Origin of the sequence: Maribacter algarum (ex Zhang et al. 2020) (assembly GCF_005885635.1) — a bacterium.
GTDB classification, from domain to species: domain Bacteria; phylum Bacteroidota; class Bacteroidia; order Flavobacteriales; family Flavobacteriaceae; genus Maribacter_C; species Maribacter_C algarum.
Map to the genome: position 1 here is coordinate 1 of NZ_VATY01000007.1, position 17,463 is coordinate 17,463.

Sequence of the window (17,463 nt, forward strand, 5' to 3'; positions counted from 1 at the left end):
TACCTCTTTAGCTTAAAAGGAAGAGCTGTGGTAAAAGCTATTGATCGTAGCCACGGAGTGATTGGAAGATGTTGTTAGCGGCGTGCCTGCTAATGAATAGAATTTGCAGAAGCACCGAAATGGTCAAAAATCAAAGTAGGGAAGCGCATTTATAGCCAATCTGTTCGTTTCGACGAAAGTGTCAGTTCGAATCTGGCAAGAGGTACAAAGTTCATTGAAATTAGAGGTTCCACAATGGAGCTTCATCGTGTAAATCGTCATTTCTTTTAAATGACGGGGCGGCTTATCGTCCTTAGATAAACTTGGTAACAAGGATAAATCTGTTAGCTGGCACAGCAAGCGGAGACTGTTTTTTGCAATACAGTACAGGTAAGCAAGCAACCAACATAAGTCATGATTTGCCAGGGGCGACCGCTTAAGCAGATTAGGACTTATAGCTAATACTTTTGGGTAGGCTTGAGATGGAGACATCAATAGGTGAAGTTGTGGTAATGGGTTACGTATAGGTCATCCAACCTAGCGGAGCTTATTGCAGCATTAAAGGTACCCGGCGGGAAACTGTTCGGTAGCTTAAAGTGCTGTGTGTCGGGAGACATACAAGAAGAAGGTTGGTATTTTGTAGGCAAAATCTACGGAGCCATTCTCGAAGCCCTTCTTCTAGGCCAAATATGTTTAGGTTCGAATCCTAGAGAAACACCTTTTAGTTCTTTTAGCTCAATTGGTGAGCAATACAGCAAAAGACTTCGAGCATTGTAGCAGCTAGTAGTTGCCTAAACCCATTGTGATATATGGGGTGGTAGAGGTGGCAAGCCTATACCATGCGGTGAACATTCTAATAGGTCGCCCTAAAAAGGGACACCTATGAACGGTGGGGGAGCCAACCCCTGTAGTTGCAAAGCGTGACTAAATAGTCACTATGCAAGCCAAGTCTAAGTTGCCGAACAGTTGTAATGATTTATGGCATCGGACAAATACGTGATTTCCAAAGCAACGGAGAAAACGTGGAAAAGTAGGGAACGCTTCGGCTATAATCCTACGAAAGTTTGTCCATAAGCGTGGGTATTCCCAGAACGCTTATTAAAATATTTTCAAACCACTTCGTGGTTTGCTAGAAGTTCCCCGCAACAACGAGGGGTGTTGTGGGGCATATCAAAAGTTCATTGAAAATAAGATTCCTGCCTTCGCGGGAACAAGATATCAAGCTAGTCTTGTTGGGTGTTTCTGTATAGCACTATTGTGTGAAGTTTTGCTGAGAAGTATTAGGTCTTCATATACAACTTGACTTGAAGGTTTTGGCTGTTTTCCAAAAAATAGTCACTACTCTGTAGGACATGGGTTCGATTCCCATTCTCGTTTTTGACGAGGTAGTTCAGTGGTAAGAACAACAGACGTAGGTGTCGCGGGTTCGATTCCCGTCAGGTATAAAAACCTGTAGCTCAGTGGGTAGAGCACTACACTTTTAATGTAGGTTATGGACTCAAAATCCATTTTCAACAAGAAGGTCACTTGTAAAAAGACCACCGGACGGTCACTCCGTATAATTGACAAAAAGCCGTAGTTATACCTCGGTTGGTTTTTCTTCGGATGAGCCAACAGTCTTGAAACTACTTTGAATTACTGAATTTTTGATGTGAAAGGCAATTTCTTTTTTGAATATCCTTCCCTCGGAAAAACCAATAAATAGTATTGGAAACACCGACCGAAGCATACCAAAAAACAAGTCGTAACGAGCTTCGAAAACCAATATTTCCGTATCGAATAGATGAGTTATTGTTGCGGTTTTTTAAAAGAGAATTAAACCAATTAATAATAAATGAAAATAGTTTAACCCGTTCGTCCGTCAATCGACTGGCGGACACAAATTTTAAGTAATGAAAAGAGTAAGAATCAATGCAGGAAAAGTAGGTTTGGTCTTCAAAAGAGGCGATTACCAAAAAGTTATTACCCAAGGTACACACTGGGTAGGCTTTCAAAATATGGTTAAGGTCTATGACCTTACCAAAGCCTTTGTTGCTCCTATAGCATTAGAAATCTTGCTAAAGGACCAAGGATTGGAAGCTATGTTGCATATCATCGAAGTTAAGGATGCCGAATTGGCCTTGGTTTCTGAAAACGGAAACTTGAAACAAGTCCTAACTGCTGGTAAGTACGCTTTCTGGAAAGGTCTGATAAACTTCGAGTTCGTTATGGCGGACCTGAGTAAGATCTACATCACAGAAGCTATCAGTAAAGCGATGCTAAGCCATCCTCAGTTGCGAGCGTATGTTCGTACTTTGGAAGTTGCGGCTTACGAGAAAGCCGTCCTTTTGGTCGATGATGTTTATGTCAAAACGCTGGAAAGTGGTACCTACCATTTCTGGAAGAACGACATTTCCATCAAAATCGCCAGAGCGGATATGCGTCAATTGCAATTGGAAATTTCTGGTCAAGAGTTGTTGACTAAAGACAAGGCCGCTATTCGTATCAACTTCTATACACAGTATAAAGTTGTTGATATTGAAAAGGCTTTGCTAGGTAGCAAGGACTATGAAAAGCAATTGTACATTGCGATGCAGTTGGTATTGCGTGCCTACATTGGCACCTATACCTTGGATGAGCTTTTAGAGCGAAAAGAAAGTATCGCTGAAGCCGTATTTGCAGATATCAAAACAGCAGCTACCCAGTTGGGTGTTGAAGTTTTGAGCTGCGGTATCCGTGATGTAATCTTAACTGGTGAAATGAAAGACATCATGAACCAGGTTTTGGTTGCTCAAAAGAGAGCTCAGGCGAATATCATTACCCGACGTGAAGAGACTGCGTCTACCAGAAGTTTGTTGAACACCGCAAAGTTGATGGAAGACAACGAAATGCTCTTCAAGTTGAAGGAAATGGAATACGTTGAAAAGATCGCCGAAAAAATCGGCAAGATTACCGTCTCTGGAAACGGAGGTATGGTAAAGCAATTGAAGGAGATTTTCTCCGTCAATAAGTAGGTTGGTTAGAATGCGTCAATGTGAGTTGGCGCATTTTTTATTTCCATTTTTCTTCAAGTCGATTAGCCAGTTCTTCTATTTGTTTTGTCATTACTAAACCATCAAGCCAATTTTCGGGAAACGATTCATAACCATAATAAATACCAGCCAATCCACCTGTAATTGCAGCTGTAGTATCAGTATCTTCTCCTAGATTCACAGCTTTTAAAATACAGTCTTTATAGCTTTCACTCTTCAAAAAACACCATAAAGAAGCCTCCAAGCTATCAACTACATAACCACTTGATTTAATTTCATTCCTATCTAAATCTTGAATATTGTTTGTAATAATCCTATCAAATTGTTGTGTTTCACTTGTAACGATTTCACGTTCTTGAAAGAATTTATTAATTCGTGTTCTTGTATTAAAATAGGCTGTCGCTTTTTCTCTTTCTTCCATTAACTCATCTACCAAAACTAAATATATTAAACAGGAAATCGCTGCCCTTATATGACCATGGGTCAATGCAGAAACTTCCCATATAATTTCAAATCCTTTTTCAACACCTTCGCCCTTTAAAACATGATAAAGCGGAAGTATTCGCATAAGCGAACCATTTCCATTTGTGAATTCGTCTACTTCATACCTTAAGTATTTCAGGCTTTCCCAATCCTTATCTTGATTGATTTGAATTAATTGATTTATGGCTTTCATTGTTTGAATACCTATATCAAAAACTTCATCATGCGCTGTCCATTTAGCATTGAGTTTCCAGGCTATAAACTGCTTCGCAATATCAGCTAAATCAAAACCGTCACATAAGCTATCGGCTAAACAAAAAGTAAGTGAGCTATCATCGGACCAAGTTCCTGGAGGTTGATGATGAGTGCCGAATCCTTGCATGTCAGTAACTGGGCTTTTATCCAGCATAACTCGAGATTGAAATTCAACAGGCACGCCAATGGCGTCCCCAATGGCTAAACCTAAAATTCCATCCTTAATAGTTTTCATAAAATATCCTATTTAGGCTTATTTTAGTTTTAATCGTTTACAAACCTCCCGTTCCTTTGGCATATATGCGGTTTCCTCTGGAATCAACAGCTTGTCTAAAGTGTTTTGAACTACCCATTTTCGTTGTTCCTTAACATAATTCGAAATATCTTCGATTTTCAGAATATCTTCTTTTGCGAATTTTTCTATTTCCTCATTACGAATCCCTATTTGAATCGCTCTTCTTTCAAGTTTTGCCCCATACGGGTCATGATCAGGATCCCATTGCAATCGTATATTTGAGTTCTTTACCGCTTCAGACCAAACATTTCGATCTCCGTAAATATCTTGTTGGTAGCTTGAATAAACGGCAAGACTTAAGTAGCGTTCAAAAGCTTCGCGTTTTAAGTGAAGCGCTAAAACAACTTCTTGACCTTCTTTTGTTCCCCATCCATTTCGATACATCATCCAGAGAAAATTGGGTTTAATCCAGGTCATTCTGGCTAGACTGAAATCACCTCCAAAATATTGGTTTTTAATTGCAAAATCACCTATGCTTGGTCTATATGATTGGTATACAATGACTTTATCATCATCATACTGGGCCATTATATGATATCCGTTATCTGGCCACAATTCGTTTTGTTCTATATATAATTTCGTTTTTAAGTTCATTTTATTTCTGTTCTTTTGATTATCCCATCAACGACGCTAGTCACCTTGGGAACGAACTGTTTTCCTAAAAAGGTTTTAGTTACATAGATTTTATCTTGAATGTTTTTGTTAAACTCCTCAAGTTCTTTAGACGGAACCCACAGCTCATTATGAATCTTATTCCCCACATTTTGAACTTCGTATTTTTCAATAAAATCCGAACTCATAACAAAGGCAGTAACAAATCCACAATAGCCTGAAAATTCATCAATAGTATTCCATTTAAGAGCTATTTCAATAGCGTAATCTTCATTCATCACTGGATAGAAGATTGGTTGCCAATCTAACCTGGGTGGAAAAGCTTTAAAATCATTTTCTATAATTAGCTCCAATTCTTTTAAACCTACAGGACGATATAAGGTTATATTCTTCATTTTGTATAGTTAAATAAGTTCATCCCTCACCTCCATTAAAGCAAAACCCAACAAGTTTTCACCTCTCCAAAATTCTGGGTTCTGAGCTTTTTCGTTCGATTGCGCCATACCGATTCCCCAAATTCTATCTCTTGGACTTGCTTCTACTAAAACACGGTTTTTTGTATTTAACAAATACTCCTTTAAATCCTGATGCTGTGAGAATTTGTACATATTTCCTTGTTTTACGATTTGATATTTTTGTTTATCCCATTCTTCCGGTATAAACCCAACTACTTTCCTTCCCCATTTTTTGGCTTCGGCAGGAGACTCACAATTAATAATCTCTCCTAAACTATTTCCGTCATTAAACAGTCTTGCCTTTTCTGCCATCATCCAATGTTCTGTACTTTTATAAGTAATTCCATCTACAATAAAAGGAGCAATCCACCATTGACTAAAGCAGCTTTTACCAATACTCCCGTCTTTGTTAGCTGCATGGCCCCAAAAGAATAAAAACTTGATTTTACTTTCGTTATGAAAATCATTAACAAGCTGTTGTCTATTATATTTCATTTTCTATTTAATAAACTTATACTATCAAATTTGCTTTTTCTTTAGCTATACTAATCTCAGCAATACTTCCTGAATTAAAATTCAAAAAATCAGATTCAATTCCATCACTAAAAATTACTCCTTTGGTGGGCATTTTGGACTCGATTTTCAAAGTCTTACCTCTTGTAATGGTTCCATAACCTAAGCCTATCTGCGACATTTTACTGAGAAACGGCTCACGAACCACAAATAATAACTTATCATCTTCCCAATCCACTCCAGAATCAAATTCTCTCTTCTGATTATAAAAATAGCTGTTAATATTATTGGTCATGTTAAAAACAGAACTGATCCATCCGGTGGAGCCAGCGCCTGTTGACACTAAAACACCACTGGAAGATTGGCTTTCTCTTTTTCCTCCAAATTCAAGACTATATCGTGAAGATACATGTGAAGCAGCCCCAATATAAAAATCGTTAAATGCTAAAAGAGATTGTCCGTCATTCATTGTTGCCTTTGCCATGGTTACCATTTTCGATGTATGATTTCCATGAACAAAATTCTTTATTGCTGTTAGAAAAGTCTCTGGGTTATGAGGTAATAAAACCCCATCATAACGTTCTGCATCTGGGTTAACGGCCACCATTGGTAAGCCATTTATATACTTGGCTGTATTGGCAACCAATCCGTCTTGTCCTATAACCACAATCAAATCTCCTTCGGCAAACATATAGGTGGGTAAAAAAGAACGAAACAATACTTTATGCTTAAATGATGTAGAAATTGCTTTTTCAACTTCACTCAGCGAGTTATAAAAAGTATCATGTTCCTTTTCGTAGAACCCAAAGTCTTCCCCTGAACGTTCTAAATAAAACTTGGCTTGAGCTTTTGAGTTGAAACGCTCGATGAGCTGCTCAAGCCTTGTTTTATCTCTGATGACTATTACCTTATCTAGTTCCATCTTACTTATTCTTGGTGCTCATTATTGATTCCAACAACTCTGGCGAAATATTGAGGTTGCCAATTTTATCAGCATTCTCAGCCAATTCTCTAAAGGCAAGTGCAATATGGTTTCTCGGGTCAACACCTTTTGAATTGATAGCCATGAGTGTTTTCCAATCCAATTCTTTATACGGACGAAGATTGGCATGTAAAACATATTCTTTAACATCAGCTTCTTTCTTCTCGTTTTCCACCTTTATTTCGATTAACTTCTGTTTGCTATCTTCAAGTGAAATGTTGGAAGCCATATCCATTTCTTTAAGCTTCTGCTCATTTTCTTGTTTCACCACTTCCGTTTCCATTTGCTTTTCAGCAATCTGTTTTTGTTTCTCCTCAATAGCAATTTCAGTATTCAATTCGGTTTCCTTAATAATACGCTCTTGTTCAACTGCGAAATTTCTTCGTTCATAGATGGCTTGATCAGCTTCTTTTTGAAGAGACTCACGCATTTGAGCTTCTAAAGCCCGAGCCATTTCAGGGTTAGGTGTTACTCCTAAAACATTCACACTCAATATTTCAAGTCCTAGCATATTCACAGTTTTAGAATTTTGAACACTATCCAAAATCTGTGTTTCTATTTGCTGCAGTTGACGCAGTGCCTCTTTCAAGCTCAATTTTTGTATAACTCCAGCACTAGCAGTTTGGGCTTCATTAATGATACGCTGTTGAATTTTTTCGTTATCATCTTTTACATAGTAACCTTTACTATCTACTGTGAAATCAAGAACTTCAGCCAGTTGCTTTGGGTCTTTTACCTTATAGGTTATTTGCCCTTGAATAGAAACTTCTTGGTAGTCTTTCGTTGTTTCGTTAAAAATGAACTGAAAATCTTTACTCTCCATAGGAATGGAAACTATGGAAGAATTCGGAGCAAAGTAGAAAAAAGACAATCCCCTACCTTCATTCCTGATATTTCCATTTTTGAAATAGATAACGTAATTCATTGAATCGAATTTGATATAGTTTATTCCGAACATAATATATAGTTTTAAAAAATTAATTTGTGTATTTATTACGCAAATATAAAATGTGTTTTTGAATCACGCAAGATATTTTGTGTTTTTTTTACGCAAATTAAAATTCAAAGCTTGTAGATAAGGCTATATTTCGAAGATGATACCTTCCATTTTTAGTTGGAAATAGCGTTTCTTATTAAAGCTAAAAAGGCTGGCAGGCCTACCTCTGCCTATAGAAACCTTCTCGTCTAATTCATCTAAAACTTTCAGGCTAGTAATTTTCTTTTTGAAATTTCTTCTATCAATTTCACGATCCAGCAGGGTGGTGTAAAGCTTTTCTAAATCGGAAAAAGGGAACTTTTTATCGAGTAACTCAAATCCGATAGGCTCATATGTAATCTTTCCTTGTAGTCTTTCAATGGCAATTTTTAAGATTTTTTTGTGGTCAAATGCTAACTTAGGCAACCGTTTAATATCGAACCATTCTGCTTTCTTTGCATCAGTAGACGCGGTCAACTTGAAGGCATTTGGTTTGACCAATCCGAAGTAGGCCACTGAGACCACCCTACCCCTCGGGTCTCGTCCTAAATCTCCAAAGGTGTACAATTGTTCCAAGTAGTTAATTTTAGCTCCCGTCTCTTCGGACAATTCTCTTTGAACCGCTTGTTCCAAATTTTCATTTTCCAATACAAAGCCTCCTGGCAGTGCCCAACCATCTTTAAAGGGTTCGTATTTACGTTTGACCAGAAGTACAGATATATTCCCAGAATCATAACCAAATACTACTGCGTCGACGGTAAGTTGAATTTTGTTTTTCATTATATGTGTATAATATACACAAATATAGCTAAGATTGTATTTAATTCTGCTAGATACTTTAAAACAAAAAAGCCAGTTCAAAAAATGAACTGGCTTTTGTCGGGGTGGCAGACTTAAAATAACTCATATACCACTTTGACTTTCAATACTTTACCTCGCTAATTTAAAGCTATACACCGTATTGCAATTTTTAACCTATATAGACACAAATGATGTAATTCCTTATTAGCTAAAAGTAAGAAAATATTTTCTTGAAATCAATAATTGCCAATTGGCTATAATATCATTTGATATTATCATATTATGCTAATTTTAGAGTACAAAAAAAATCGAATTTATAAGGATTCAATTTTTATCTTAGTATAACTAGTAACCACCCAGTCAATCACTGCGTTTTTAAAAATTGAATTTATCGAGTTCTAATATAGCATCCATAGACAAATCCATTGCCGTATTACCTTTTGTGAATATGAGCAATAGCATTGATAATGAATATTTTTGTGACGGTCTTACAGAGGAAATTATCAATGCGCTGGCAAAAGTTAAAGAGTTGTCAGTTACCTCAAGAACCTCTTCATTTTACTTTAAAAACAAAAAAGTAACCTCAAAAGAAATAAGAGAGCAACTAGGGGTATCTGTTTTTATTGAAGGAAGTATCAGAGTATCGAAAGATACAATGAGAATTACGGTTCAGATGATAGACGCTCTTAATGATTTCCATTTTTGGTCAGAAACCTTTGACAGAAACCCAGAAGATGTTTTTGCTATTCAAGACGAAGTAAGTCTATTTATTGCCGAAAAGTTACGTGAACATATAGGTCATATTGAGATTGAAGACAAATTAGTTGAGCCCATTGATGTGCCAATCCATATTTATAGAGAATATCTAAAAGGAAGATATTATTTAATGAAAATGGGGTATGAAAACACGGTTAAAGCAATTTCAATTTTTGAAAGTATTATCCAAAAAGCACCAAACTTTCCGAATGCATATATAGACATAAATCACGGCTATACCTATATGGGAGCTATGGGACTGATGCCTGCTTTTGAAGGCTTTCAAAAAGCACAACCTTTTCTTAAAAAAGGGTTAGAACTTAATCCAAACCTTTATCGTACGCAATTAAATTTATCTTGGATAGAATGTTGGCAAAATTGGAATTTAAAGAAAGCCTATTTGCACGCAAACAAAGCATTAGAAATTCAACCTGCCGATGAGATTTATCTTACTATTTCTAATTATTTAACGGTAGAGGGCAAATTAAATTCTGCTCATAATTATATTGATAAGGCCATAGAACTCGACCCTTTCTCCCCAATGAACATTCATTACAAGGGCTTTTTATTATACCTACAAGAGGATTACAACGAGGCACTGCCATACTTTCAAAAAGCGTTAGCGCTAAATCCCATTTTGCCATTTCCACCATTGTATATTGGAGAATGCCTTTTATTTTCAGATAAAAATCAGGAGGCATTAAATTATTATAAAGGGCTAAATGGTGTCTCCATAAACGATTTAACGCAATTAGGCGGCATCACTATGTGCTATGCAAAAATGGGTGACATTGAAAAATGTAATGAAAAGATTCGTGAGCTAGAATCTTACTTAACATCTGAAAAGATGGATAAAGCCTTCAATTTTTTAATTTTGGTAAATGTTTTATTAGAGAATTATGACAAGGCTTTAGAATGTATAGAGAAAGCTTTTGAAAATCATCTACCTCTAATTTTATTATTGAATACTGAACCTATTTTAAAGCCAATAAGAAATCTTGAGAGGTTTAAAAAATTAATGGTTCAGGCTATACCAGATAATAATAACTACAAATCACAAAAAAAATATAAGCAAATCTTATTGAGTGATGATGAAATTGAAACACACGGCAGTGCGTTGAAGAAAATAATGAAAGAACATAAGTTGTACTTAAATCCAGATGTATCTTTAAAAGATTTAGCTTCTTATCTAGAACTTCCGACTAACTATGTCTCACAACTTTTAAGTCTGGGTTTTCAAAAAAACTTCTCTGAGTTTATCAATACGTATCGAGTTGAAGAATTTAAACAGCGTGTCATATTAGAGGAAAATAAAGGTTTAACCATTATGGCGGTAGCTTACGATAGTGGTTTCAATTCTAAAACAGTCTTTAATACGTTTTTCAAAAAGATTGAGGGTACTACACCCAATTCTTATCTAAGAATGAATAGAAGGAATTAGTTCCGTTTTCTAAACACGAACTTTTTTCGACTAATCCTACTGTAGATTTGTCTCATATTAATCGTAAAACGAAAAATTATGAGAAAGACTAGAAAAATTATACCAGGAGCACGATTGGCATTTGGTATTATCTTAGGTTGTATAGTTGGCTATTTAACTTCAAATACAAAAGTGTGGTTTATTTTGGGTATCGCTATTGGTGCTGCCTTAGAGTACGGCAACAAAAAAGCAACAACCAAACAATAGATAAAGTGAGCTAGTTATTTCAGTTGCAGAAAAACAATCTAATTTCAAACAATCATAATCTAGGCTACACTCCATCTTAATAATAGAGTAATGTCCTAAGGAATCGAAAATAAAAACTAATCGTTAATCAATATTAATTCTTTAAAAAAAAAGAAATTTAATAAAGTGTAGGCTTCCCCTATTATGATAAATAATGAACTGCACATACCTGAATCGACTTTGTTTTACCTTTCAGGATTTTAGTTCCTAAATTTTCCAAACTATAATCTTCCGAAGTTTCCAGCTTTCGCGAAAGCGGTTCAGAAATTAAGATATCTTCTTTTAATTCCGTAGTTAATCCTAGAATCCTTGCTGTGGTATTGAGCACATCGCCCGTAAAGAAAATGTCTTTTTTTAATGCGCCTATTTCACCTGTGGTGACTTCGCCGAAGTGCATAGCTGCTTTGAAATTTGGAATAGTGTTATACTTCTTTTCAAAATTCTGTGTTTGTTTTTCTAAAGCAGTTTTCATTTCAAAAAAACATTGAATACATCGGTTTTGTTTTAATCCGTCATCCAAATTCCAAGTGATAACAATCTCATCACCCACATATTGATAGACTTCCCCGTAATTCTTGATGATAGCATCAGAAAAACTTCGGTAATAGTCTTTGAGTAATTTGAAGTAGTTTTTATGACCTAGTTTTTCAGCAATAGTGGTACTGTCCTTCATATCTACAAACATAAAGATGCGGTTTTCATCTACAGGTTTATGGTAGCGGCCTGTAAAGAAATTATATAAGATGTTTTGACCTAGATTCTCGCTTACTTCGGCATAAATTAATGAGACTAATAGTGAAAATAACAATTGCACCCAAGTGCTTACGTGCGTTATGCTAGTAAAGAATTGGACATACTGATTCCAGACGGATTTACTGAAGACAGATTCTTTAGATACAATGCTGGCTGCTATCAAGTAAAGTATAAAAACCAGAATAAAAAGTACTGTTGTGTACAGTAGAAACTTACCTATAATTTTTTTTGGAAAGCTTTGATTGTCAAAAAGCTTATTGACTGCAAATACCTCAATCGCACCGACTAAGCAGCCCACTATAAAAACACTTACAGAGGAAAACACAAAAATGGTTGGTGTAATGGGTATCACCCATTCATCCACTTGTGATTGGTCTGCCAACACAGCATAGTCTGACCATAACAATAGTAATGAAATAGCAAGCCAAATGATTCCGAAAGGAAGTATGCGTTTAAGATAGTATTTGTTTTTGGCTGAAAGTGACATCATTACAAAGTTCGTAGAATTCAAACCACAATTCCAAAATCAAGGGTCTAAAAAAGTTTTAATGCTCATCATATAGGTTCTGATTTTCATTTCAGAACAATTGTCTTTTTTTTTAAAATCATCTTTGTACCATCAAATTACAAGAGTTTATTCATCAATCAAATCGATACAGTATGAAAACAGATTTTTATTTACTTGCTACCTACGTGCAAGAGCTACAACTCTTAGCAATACAACCGCATTTAGACGCCATCGTAGGAAAAGGACAATGGAATTTTGACCTTGAGGATTGTGACAAGGTATTGCGATTGCATTGCAACTACTGCACAAAAGAAAAGGTGATTCGTTTTCTTGACCGAAACGAACTTTTTGACAAAGAGCTTCACTATTTAGAAAGTGAGCAATATGCATATATCGGTAAAGTAAGACCGTTATCGGTTTACAATATTCCCATAAACGCTTAAACCTATCAAAAATGAAAGCAGTAGTTTATTCTAAATATGGCGCGCCAGAAGTCCTACAACTTAAGGAACTTGAAAAACCTGTGCCTAAATCCAATGAGATTTTGATAAAAGTGTTTGCAACCTCTGTAACATCTGGTGACGTTCGCTTGCGAGCTTCAGATTTTCCACCACTATTTTGGTTACCGGCACGATTGATTTTCGGATTGTTCCGTCCCAAAAAGCAAATCTTAGGTCACGAATGGTCTGGAGTCATTGAGCAATTGGGTAGCAAGGCATCAAAGTTTAAGGTTGGCGATGAAGTGTTTGGCACCACCACTATGTTGAGGACAGGAGCCTATGCCGAATATATGTGTATTCCTGAACATTGGAGTCAAGGAGTTGTTATCAAAAAATCAAAACAGCTTTCTCACAAAGAAGCTGCGGTATTACCCATTGGTTGTATGACGGCGCTGTTTCTACTTCAAAAAGCAAATATTCAAAGAGACCAAAAAGTACTCATTTATGGTGCTTCGGGCAGTGTGGGAAGCTATGCAGTACAAATTGCTAACTATTTTGGAACACGTGTTACAGGGGTCTGTAGCACTCGGAATATCGAAATGGTTGAACAATTGGGCGCAGAAACCGTAATCGATTACAAAAAACAGGACTATACTCAATCACCAGAGCGCTACGATATTGTATTTGATGCCGTAGGTAAAACTTCGAAGTCGGCTGCTAAAAAGATACTCAAGGACAACGGGAAATTCGTTACTACAAAAATGCTAACAAAAGAAAGTACAGAACTGCTTTTACAAGCCCGTCAATTGGCAGAAACAGAAAAAGTAAAACCATTTATAGATAAAGAATACAACCTAAAAAATATAGTTGAAATACACCGATATGTAGATTCTGGCAGAAAACGAGGAAATGTATCCGTGGTCATGAATCATTAAAATATCTAAATCAAGAGAATTATGAAACCACTCATTGTACTTATTGTAAGTTTTGCTATCTCAATTTTGGCTATCAAAATCATCAAAAAAGAATATGATTTTACTTTGTCTGCAAGAATAGCGATGGCCATAATGCTCGTTTTCACAGCCATTGGACACTTTGTATTCACCAAGGGAATGAAAATGATGATACCCGATTTTATTCCTTTTAAGGAGAGCTGTGTTCACTTTACAGGAATATTTGAAATCATTATGGCTGTTGGTCTTCTTATTCCAAAGTATCAGTCATTATCTGGTTGGGCACTCATCATTTTTCTATTACTGATGTTACCTGCCAATATTTATGCATCAGTACATCAAATAAATTATCAAACAGGAACATTCGACGGACACGGTCTTGTTTATTTGTGGTTTAGAATTCCATTGCAATTACTTTTTATAACTTGGACGTATATCAGTACCATCCGAATGTAGTTTCAATACAAAGCGACACTAATTATGAAAACACTAGTCCTATTTTTATCAATGTTCCCATTTCTTATGAATGCCCAAGAGATTTCCAAACTTTTGGAGGTAAAACTAATCGATAGTACAGATAATCCCATTAACGGTATATCTGTGTTGCTTGAGGAAAAAGGGAAAACATTAATAATTGAAGCTGTTGGCAAACGAAAGAAAAATGCAGATGTTTTACAAGTTACTGACCAGTTTAGAATAGCTAGTAGCACTAAGACATTTACTGCAACTATAATTTTGCAGCTGGAAGAAGAAGGCAAGCTTTCACTTTCAGATAATATCTATTCATATTTAAAGGATATTGAATATTTAAGACTGGACGATTTTCATTTTTATAAGAATGCCGCTTTCGCGAAAGTAATAAGCATACAGCAATTACTATCACATAAAAGTGGACTAGCTGATGTTTTTAACGACAAACAAGAAGCCTTTTTTGGGCGTGTAATGCAAAACCCAGAGCAACAGTATCAACCCGAAAATGTGGTAGACTTGTATTTTGAATTTGGGCTTCATAAGGAAGCAAAATTCAAACCTGGAGAAGGTTGGCACTATTCTGATATGAATTATCTATTGCTCGGGTTACTAATCGAAAAACTAGACCAAAAATCACTAGCGCAATCCATTAGAGAACGTATTGTCAAGCCTCTTCATTTAAAAGACACCTATTTAGAATATTATGAGAGTGCGAGAGACAGCAAACCTAGATTGCATCAGTACGTAGGCACCATCGATTTTAATAGTGTAAATACCTCTTTTGATTGGTCAGGTGGAGGGCTGGTCAGTACGCATCAAGACTTAGCTACATTTATCAAGGCGCTGTTCAATGGAAAGCTTATTTCTGAAAAGTCATTACAAAAGATGATAACCACCGAAGCAACTTTTGAAAATCACCTTCCCTATGGGCTTGGAGTCTATAAGTCGGTCTATAATGGTCAAACCTTTTATGGACATTATGGCTTTTTTGGTACGTATATTGGCTACTGTCCAGAAACCAAAACAGTACTTTCGTATTGCGTCACTCAGGCTACGCCTTCTTTTAATGTTTATGAATTTGTAAATTACATTGTCGAAAATTCAAAATGAATACACGTAAATCCATAGCTATTTCTTTCTTTTTAATCGCCTTGGTGATGGGTGTTGTATTCTATTCATATTTGAATTTTCCTGTAGGTTTAGAAGGGTATTTCACAAGGTCGTATTATGCCCAGTTTGCTGCGCTTGCCATTGCCATAGAATTGATAATCGCATCATATTATTTGTTTCGGGGAAATAACAAAGCAAATTTCTATCTAGCACTATTCGGTTTTACAGCTGTTTTGGATATACTATTTCATATCAGCGGTTTTCTCACAAGTAATGTTCCGATTTATGGAATGATTATGTTTGGAATCTGTGCTATCATCTCCTTTTACATTTCATTTTCAAACTCTTTTAATTTAGGCAAGATATCCCTTTGGGGTGCCTTATTGAGCTTTGTAATGGGGAACGCTATTGAGTGGTTTTTTAATTTTAGTTGAATTGTTTACACTATTTCTTGATGTGTAAATAGCTTGAATGGGAGTACCGAATTTTAGTTTATTTTCTCTTGAGTAAGGTAATGCCGTAATTACATAATGTCTCTCATTTTTGTGTTTTTTATTATCACATACAAATTCATAATAAATGTGATTATCTGAAACCCAAGTAAGTTGGCTTTGGTTATTTACTAATGCATAATGCGGATTTTCATAATCTAGCTTTCCTATTGTATTAAAATGATATACGTGGCCTAAGATGATTGTTTCCTCCCCTTTCTGAATCAAATAATTCCATCCAAATCCATCTCCTGTAAAACAAGTTTGAAAACCGATTATTTTAAACAATTCATTAATTTCAAGATTAATTTCTTTGAATGGAAGCCAAAGATGCCTTACAGGCATCGATTTCCATTTACCACTCCATTCACCAGAGAATGTATTTAAAACACTTCGGACTTTTAAATTTTTGGAATTACTCTTAGATGGTTTCTTCAATGGATGTTTTAAATCTTGGTAATTAATGAGTTCCCTTTCAATCATTCGATTTAAGTTAGACTGTTTCATATAATGAGACGACTGATGAAAATTGAAAGACTCTAAAGCTCCTTTATGAAAAAAGGATTCAAAATTTTCTTGTGTGATTCCATAGAGCTTCATTTTTTCAGAAAACTCTAAAATTTCTAGGAAATCCGTTGCCAATTGTTCTCTAAGCCTTGAAGAATTCAATTTGCCATTTACAGTATCAAATTGATTACTCGAAAAACAAGTCATTAATACTATCAGTCCTTTGATATAGATTTTGGCAATCACAACTGACTATTAGAGGGAGTGATTTTTTTTAGATTGTGGTAATTTCCACGCTATTCGTAAAATGATGAGAAGAAGAATATTTTCAACAATCACAAAGAAAATATCATCCATATCAGCTGCTGGTAAAGTACTCAAGAAACCCAAAGATGTAATTACTGCAGCAACAGTATTGTACCATTTGTTGGCCTTGTTTTTTAATATTCTTGACAAGAGTATCATAAGAATGGGTACTTGGGCCACAAAACCATAAAACAACATATTTATTTCCGGCACTTGAAGTGACATCATTTGTTCTATATAGCCTTCACGTAAAAACTCGTGTAGGTCTCTTACTATCATATTAAACAGTATGACAATCCATAAGGTAGATAGCAGAATTTTTGGGTCTATGTTTTTTGTGTTCATAATGCATTATTTTATAATTTGTTTGTTGTGAACCATTAGTTTGCTTGTACTAAATTTTAAATGGTTATGAATTTTAAATCATCTATTACGGCATTAGATTGCCCCCAATAATAACTATCATCACTGCCAGATATAATCTGAATGACAATAGTTAAATAAGTATTCTTAGGAATTTCGTTGATATCTAAATGAAACCACTCAAATTGTGCTTCAGGCGTAGTTATGTTTAGTATTGTAGCTTTTTCAGGAAGTGTAAAAGGAGTTTCATCCATTGAACTTTCAGAAGAAAAAACTGCAATGCGTAAAGTATCCTTAGCAGTATCAATATCTGAGCCTGAAAATTTATAACGCCCAACTAGTCGGAGGTTTTTTTTGTTTTGAGGAATTGAAAAACTTGTGGTTACACTATTAGCTTGTACATCATATGTCCTGTGTAACACCAAAGCATTTTCGTTGGCATCTGGTAAGTAATATTTGTACGTAAAACCTTGTCCATCATCTAGTCTTGAAACTTCATTTTTTGGATGCTCTTTCCAACCTACAGGAACGTCATAAGTGTGTTTGTCGGTGATAATGGTTTCAAATTCATTAAAGTCACCATTTGGAACTTCTATTTGCGCTACCATTTCAAATGATACGCAGAGAATTAATAGTATTATTTTGTACATAATAAAGTATTTGAAAGATTTTGTTTTGAATGCCAATTAGAAAGGCGGAAGGGTTGTGGTAACAAAT

At 35.6% G+C, this 17,463-nt stretch carries 21 protein-coding genes; 9 read left to right on the top strand and 12 right to left on the bottom strand.

Annotation, left to right across the window (positions count from 1 at the left end):
* Positions 1-582: 582 nt before the first annotated feature.
* A complete protein-coding gene (locus FEE95_RS22210) occupies positions 583-756 on the top strand; it encodes a hypothetical protein (RefSeq protein WP_171037114.1) in 174 nt (57 codons plus the stop codon).
* 561 nt (positions 757-1,317) lie between these two features.
* Here the strand turns inward: FEE95_RS22210 and FEE95_RS21330 are convergent.
* Complete coding sequence (locus FEE95_RS21330) at positions 1,318-1,548, bottom strand: hypothetical protein (RefSeq protein ID WP_138660078.1); 231 nt, start codon at positions 1,546-1,548, stop codon at positions 1,318-1,320.
* Between the two features lie 323 nt (positions 1,549-1,871).
* On the opposite strand from FEE95_RS21330, the gene FEE95_RS21335 reads away from it, so the two are divergent.
* A complete protein-coding gene (locus tag FEE95_RS21335; RefSeq protein ID WP_138660079.1) occupies positions 1,872-2,972 on the top strand; it encodes a slipin family protein in 1,101 nt (366 codons plus the stop codon).
* 37 nt (positions 2,973-3,009) lie between these two features.
* On the opposite strand, the gene FEE95_RS21340 is transcribed toward FEE95_RS21335, so the two are convergent.
* The 7 genes from FEE95_RS21340 to FEE95_RS21370 form a co-directional block, all read right to left on the bottom strand.
* Positions 3,010-3,963: an ADP-ribosylglycohydrolase family protein gene (locus FEE95_RS21340; RefSeq protein ID WP_138660080.1), complete on the bottom strand. Its 954-nt coding sequence runs from the start codon at positions 3,961-3,963 to the stop codon at positions 3,010-3,012.
* A gap of 18 nt (positions 3,964-3,981) precedes the next feature.
* Entirely contained in the window at positions 3,982-4,617 is a 636-nt protein-coding gene (locus tag FEE95_RS21345; protein ID WP_138660081.1) for a DUF4291 domain-containing protein, read from the bottom strand.
* Positions 4,614-5,030, bottom strand: a complete 417-nt coding sequence (locus FEE95_RS21350) for an ADP-ribosylation/crystallin J1 (RefSeq protein ID WP_138660082.1) — start codon at positions 5,028-5,030, stop codon at positions 4,614-4,616. The genes FEE95_RS21345 and FEE95_RS21350 overlap by 4 nt, the downstream gene beginning before the upstream one ends.
* Positions 5,031-5,039: 9 nt before the next feature.
* Entirely contained in the window at positions 5,040-5,585 is a 546-nt protein-coding gene (locus FEE95_RS21355; RefSeq protein WP_138660083.1) for an NADAR family protein, read from the bottom strand.
* A 16-nt stretch (positions 5,586-5,601) separates the two neighbouring features.
* A complete protein-coding gene (locus FEE95_RS21360) occupies positions 5,602-6,525 on the bottom strand; it encodes an NAD(+)/NADH kinase (RefSeq protein WP_138660084.1) in 924 nt (307 codons plus the stop codon).
* 1 nt (position 6,526) lies between these two features.
* Positions 6,527-7,510, bottom strand: a complete 984-nt coding sequence (locus FEE95_RS21365; protein ID WP_238474638.1) for an SPFH domain-containing protein — start codon at positions 7,508-7,510, stop codon at positions 6,527-6,529.
* Between the two features lie 156 nt (positions 7,511-7,666).
* Positions 7,667-8,341 (bottom strand): NUDIX hydrolase, encoded by a 675-nt coding sequence (locus tag FEE95_RS21370; RefSeq protein ID WP_138660086.1) that lies wholly within the window; start codon positions 8,339-8,341, stop codon positions 7,667-7,669.
* Between the two features lie 469 nt (positions 8,342-8,810).
* Here FEE95_RS21370 and FEE95_RS21375 point away from each other — a divergent pair, with 469 nt between their 5' ends.
* Both FEE95_RS21375 and FEE95_RS22215 read left to right on the top strand, forming a co-directional pair.
* The gene (locus FEE95_RS21375) at positions 8,811-10,559 is read left to right on the top strand and encodes a tetratricopeptide repeat protein (RefSeq protein WP_138660087.1); all 1,749 of its coding nucleotides are present in this window, start codon (positions 8,811-8,813) and stop codon (positions 10,557-10,559) included.
* 78 nt (positions 10,560-10,637) lie between these two features.
* Positions 10,638-10,805, top strand: a complete 168-nt coding sequence (locus FEE95_RS22215; RefSeq protein ID WP_171037115.1) for a hypothetical protein — start codon at positions 10,638-10,640, stop codon at positions 10,803-10,805.
* Between the two features lie 181 nt (positions 10,806-10,986).
* Here FEE95_RS22215 and FEE95_RS21380 read toward each other — a convergent pair whose 3' ends face one another.
* Positions 10,987-12,087, bottom strand: a complete 1,101-nt coding sequence (locus FEE95_RS21380) for an adenylate/guanylate cyclase domain-containing protein (RefSeq protein WP_238474639.1) — start codon at positions 12,085-12,087, stop codon at positions 10,987-10,989.
* 170 nt (positions 12,088-12,257) lie between these two features.
* Between FEE95_RS21380 and FEE95_RS21385 the strand changes: the two genes are divergently transcribed.
* The 5 genes from FEE95_RS21385 to FEE95_RS21405 are packed head-to-tail and all read left to right on the top strand — an operon-like array spanning position 12,258 to position 15,513.
* Entirely contained in the window at positions 12,258-12,548 is a 291-nt protein-coding gene (locus FEE95_RS21385; RefSeq protein ID WP_138660088.1) for a hypothetical protein, read from the top strand.
* Between the two features lie 11 nt (positions 12,549-12,559).
* On the top strand, positions 12,560-13,480 hold the full coding sequence (locus tag FEE95_RS21390; protein ID WP_138660089.1) for an NAD(P)-dependent alcohol dehydrogenase: 921 nt from the start codon (positions 12,560-12,562) through the stop codon (positions 13,478-13,480).
* Between the two features lie 21 nt (positions 13,481-13,501).
* Positions 13,502-13,954 carry a DoxX family protein gene (locus FEE95_RS21395; protein ID WP_138660090.1) on the top strand — a complete coding sequence of 151 codons (453 nt, stop codon included), beginning with the start codon at positions 13,502-13,504 and terminating at the stop codon, positions 13,952-13,954.
* Positions 13,955-13,978: 24 nt separating this feature from the next.
* Positions 13,979-15,079 (top strand): serine hydrolase domain-containing protein, encoded by a 1,101-nt coding sequence (locus tag FEE95_RS21400; protein ID WP_138660091.1) that lies wholly within the window; start codon positions 13,979-13,981, stop codon positions 15,077-15,079.
* Entirely contained in the window at positions 15,076-15,513 is a 438-nt protein-coding gene (locus FEE95_RS21405) for a hypothetical protein (protein ID WP_138660092.1), read from the top strand. The genes FEE95_RS21400 and FEE95_RS21405 overlap by 4 nt, the downstream gene beginning before the upstream one ends.
* On the opposite strand, the gene FEE95_RS21410 is transcribed toward FEE95_RS21405, so the two are convergent.
* Genes FEE95_RS21410 through FEE95_RS21420 form a run of 3 tightly spaced genes read right to left on the bottom strand, consistent with a single transcriptional unit; the run spans position 15,460 to position 17,396 of the window.
* Positions 15,460-16,323, bottom strand: coding sequence for a hypothetical protein (locus FEE95_RS21410; protein WP_138660093.1), 864 nt, complete (start codon positions 16,321-16,323; stop codon positions 15,460-15,462). The genes FEE95_RS21405 and FEE95_RS21410 overlap by 54 nt on opposite strands.
* A 9-nt stretch (positions 16,324-16,332) precedes the next feature.
* A complete protein-coding gene (locus tag FEE95_RS21415; protein WP_138660094.1) occupies positions 16,333-16,728 on the bottom strand; it encodes a DUF6326 family protein in 396 nt (131 codons plus the stop codon).
* Between the two features lie 56 nt (positions 16,729-16,784).
* Positions 16,785-17,396 (bottom strand): hypothetical protein, encoded by a 612-nt coding sequence (locus tag FEE95_RS21420; protein WP_138660095.1) that lies wholly within the window; start codon positions 17,394-17,396, stop codon positions 16,785-16,787.
* Between the last annotated feature and the right edge of the window lie 67 nt (positions 17,397-17,463).

Excerpts from the sequence above, each read along its gene's own strand:
- FEE95_RS21335 (WP_138660079.1), top strand. The coding sequence starts at position 1,872 with ATGAAAAGAGTAAGAATCAATGCAGGAAAAGTAGGTTTGGTCTTCAAA.
- FEE95_RS21340 (WP_138660080.1), bottom strand. The coding sequence starts at position 3,963 with ATGAAAACTATTAAGGATGGAATTTTAGGTTTAGCCATTGGGGACGCC.
- FEE95_RS21345 (WP_138660081.1), bottom strand. The coding sequence starts at position 4,617 with ATGAACTTAAAAACGAAATTATATATAGAACAAAACGAATTGTGGCCA.
- FEE95_RS21350 (WP_138660082.1), bottom strand. The coding sequence starts at position 5,030 with ATGAAGAATATAACCTTATATCGTCCTGTAGGTTTAAAAGAATTGGAG.
- FEE95_RS21355 (WP_138660083.1), bottom strand. The coding sequence starts at position 5,585 with ATGAAATATAATAGACAACAGCTTGTTAATGATTTTCATAACGAAAGT.
- FEE95_RS21360 (WP_138660084.1), bottom strand. The coding sequence starts at position 6,525 with ATGGAACTAGATAAGGTAATAGTCATCAGAGATAAAACAAGGCTTGAG.
- FEE95_RS21365 (WP_238474638.1), bottom strand. The coding sequence starts at position 7,510 with ATGAATTACGTTATCTATTTCAAAAATGGAAATATCAGGAATGAAGGT.
- FEE95_RS21370 (WP_138660086.1), bottom strand. The coding sequence starts at position 8,341 with ATGAAAAACAAAATTCAACTTACCGTCGACGCAGTAGTATTTGGTTAT.
- FEE95_RS21375 (WP_138660087.1), top strand. The coding sequence starts at position 8,811 with ATGAGCAATAGCATTGATAATGAATATTTTTGTGACGGTCTTACAGAG.
- FEE95_RS22215 (WP_171037115.1), top strand. The coding sequence starts at position 10,638 with ATGAGAAAGACTAGAAAAATTATACCAGGAGCACGATTGGCATTTGGT.
- FEE95_RS21380 (WP_238474639.1), bottom strand. The coding sequence starts at position 12,087 with ATGATGTCACTTTCAGCCAAAAACAAATACTATCTTAAACGCATACTT.
- FEE95_RS21385 (WP_138660088.1), top strand. The coding sequence starts at position 12,258 with ATGAAAACAGATTTTTATTTACTTGCTACCTACGTGCAAGAGCTACAA.
- FEE95_RS21390 (WP_138660089.1), top strand. The coding sequence starts at position 12,560 with ATGAAAGCAGTAGTTTATTCTAAATATGGCGCGCCAGAAGTCCTACAA.
- FEE95_RS21395 (WP_138660090.1), top strand. The coding sequence starts at position 13,502 with ATGAAACCACTCATTGTACTTATTGTAAGTTTTGCTATCTCAATTTTG.
- FEE95_RS21400 (WP_138660091.1), top strand. The coding sequence starts at position 13,979 with ATGAAAACACTAGTCCTATTTTTATCAATGTTCCCATTTCTTATGAAT.
- FEE95_RS21405 (WP_138660092.1), top strand. The coding sequence starts at position 15,076 with ATGAATACACGTAAATCCATAGCTATTTCTTTCTTTTTAATCGCCTTG.
- FEE95_RS21415 (WP_138660094.1), bottom strand. The coding sequence starts at position 16,728 with ATGAACACAAAAAACATAGACCCAAAAATTCTGCTATCTACCTTATGG.
- FEE95_RS21420 (WP_138660095.1), bottom strand. The coding sequence starts at position 17,396 with ATGTACAAAATAATACTATTAATTCTCTGCGTATCATTTGAAATGGTA.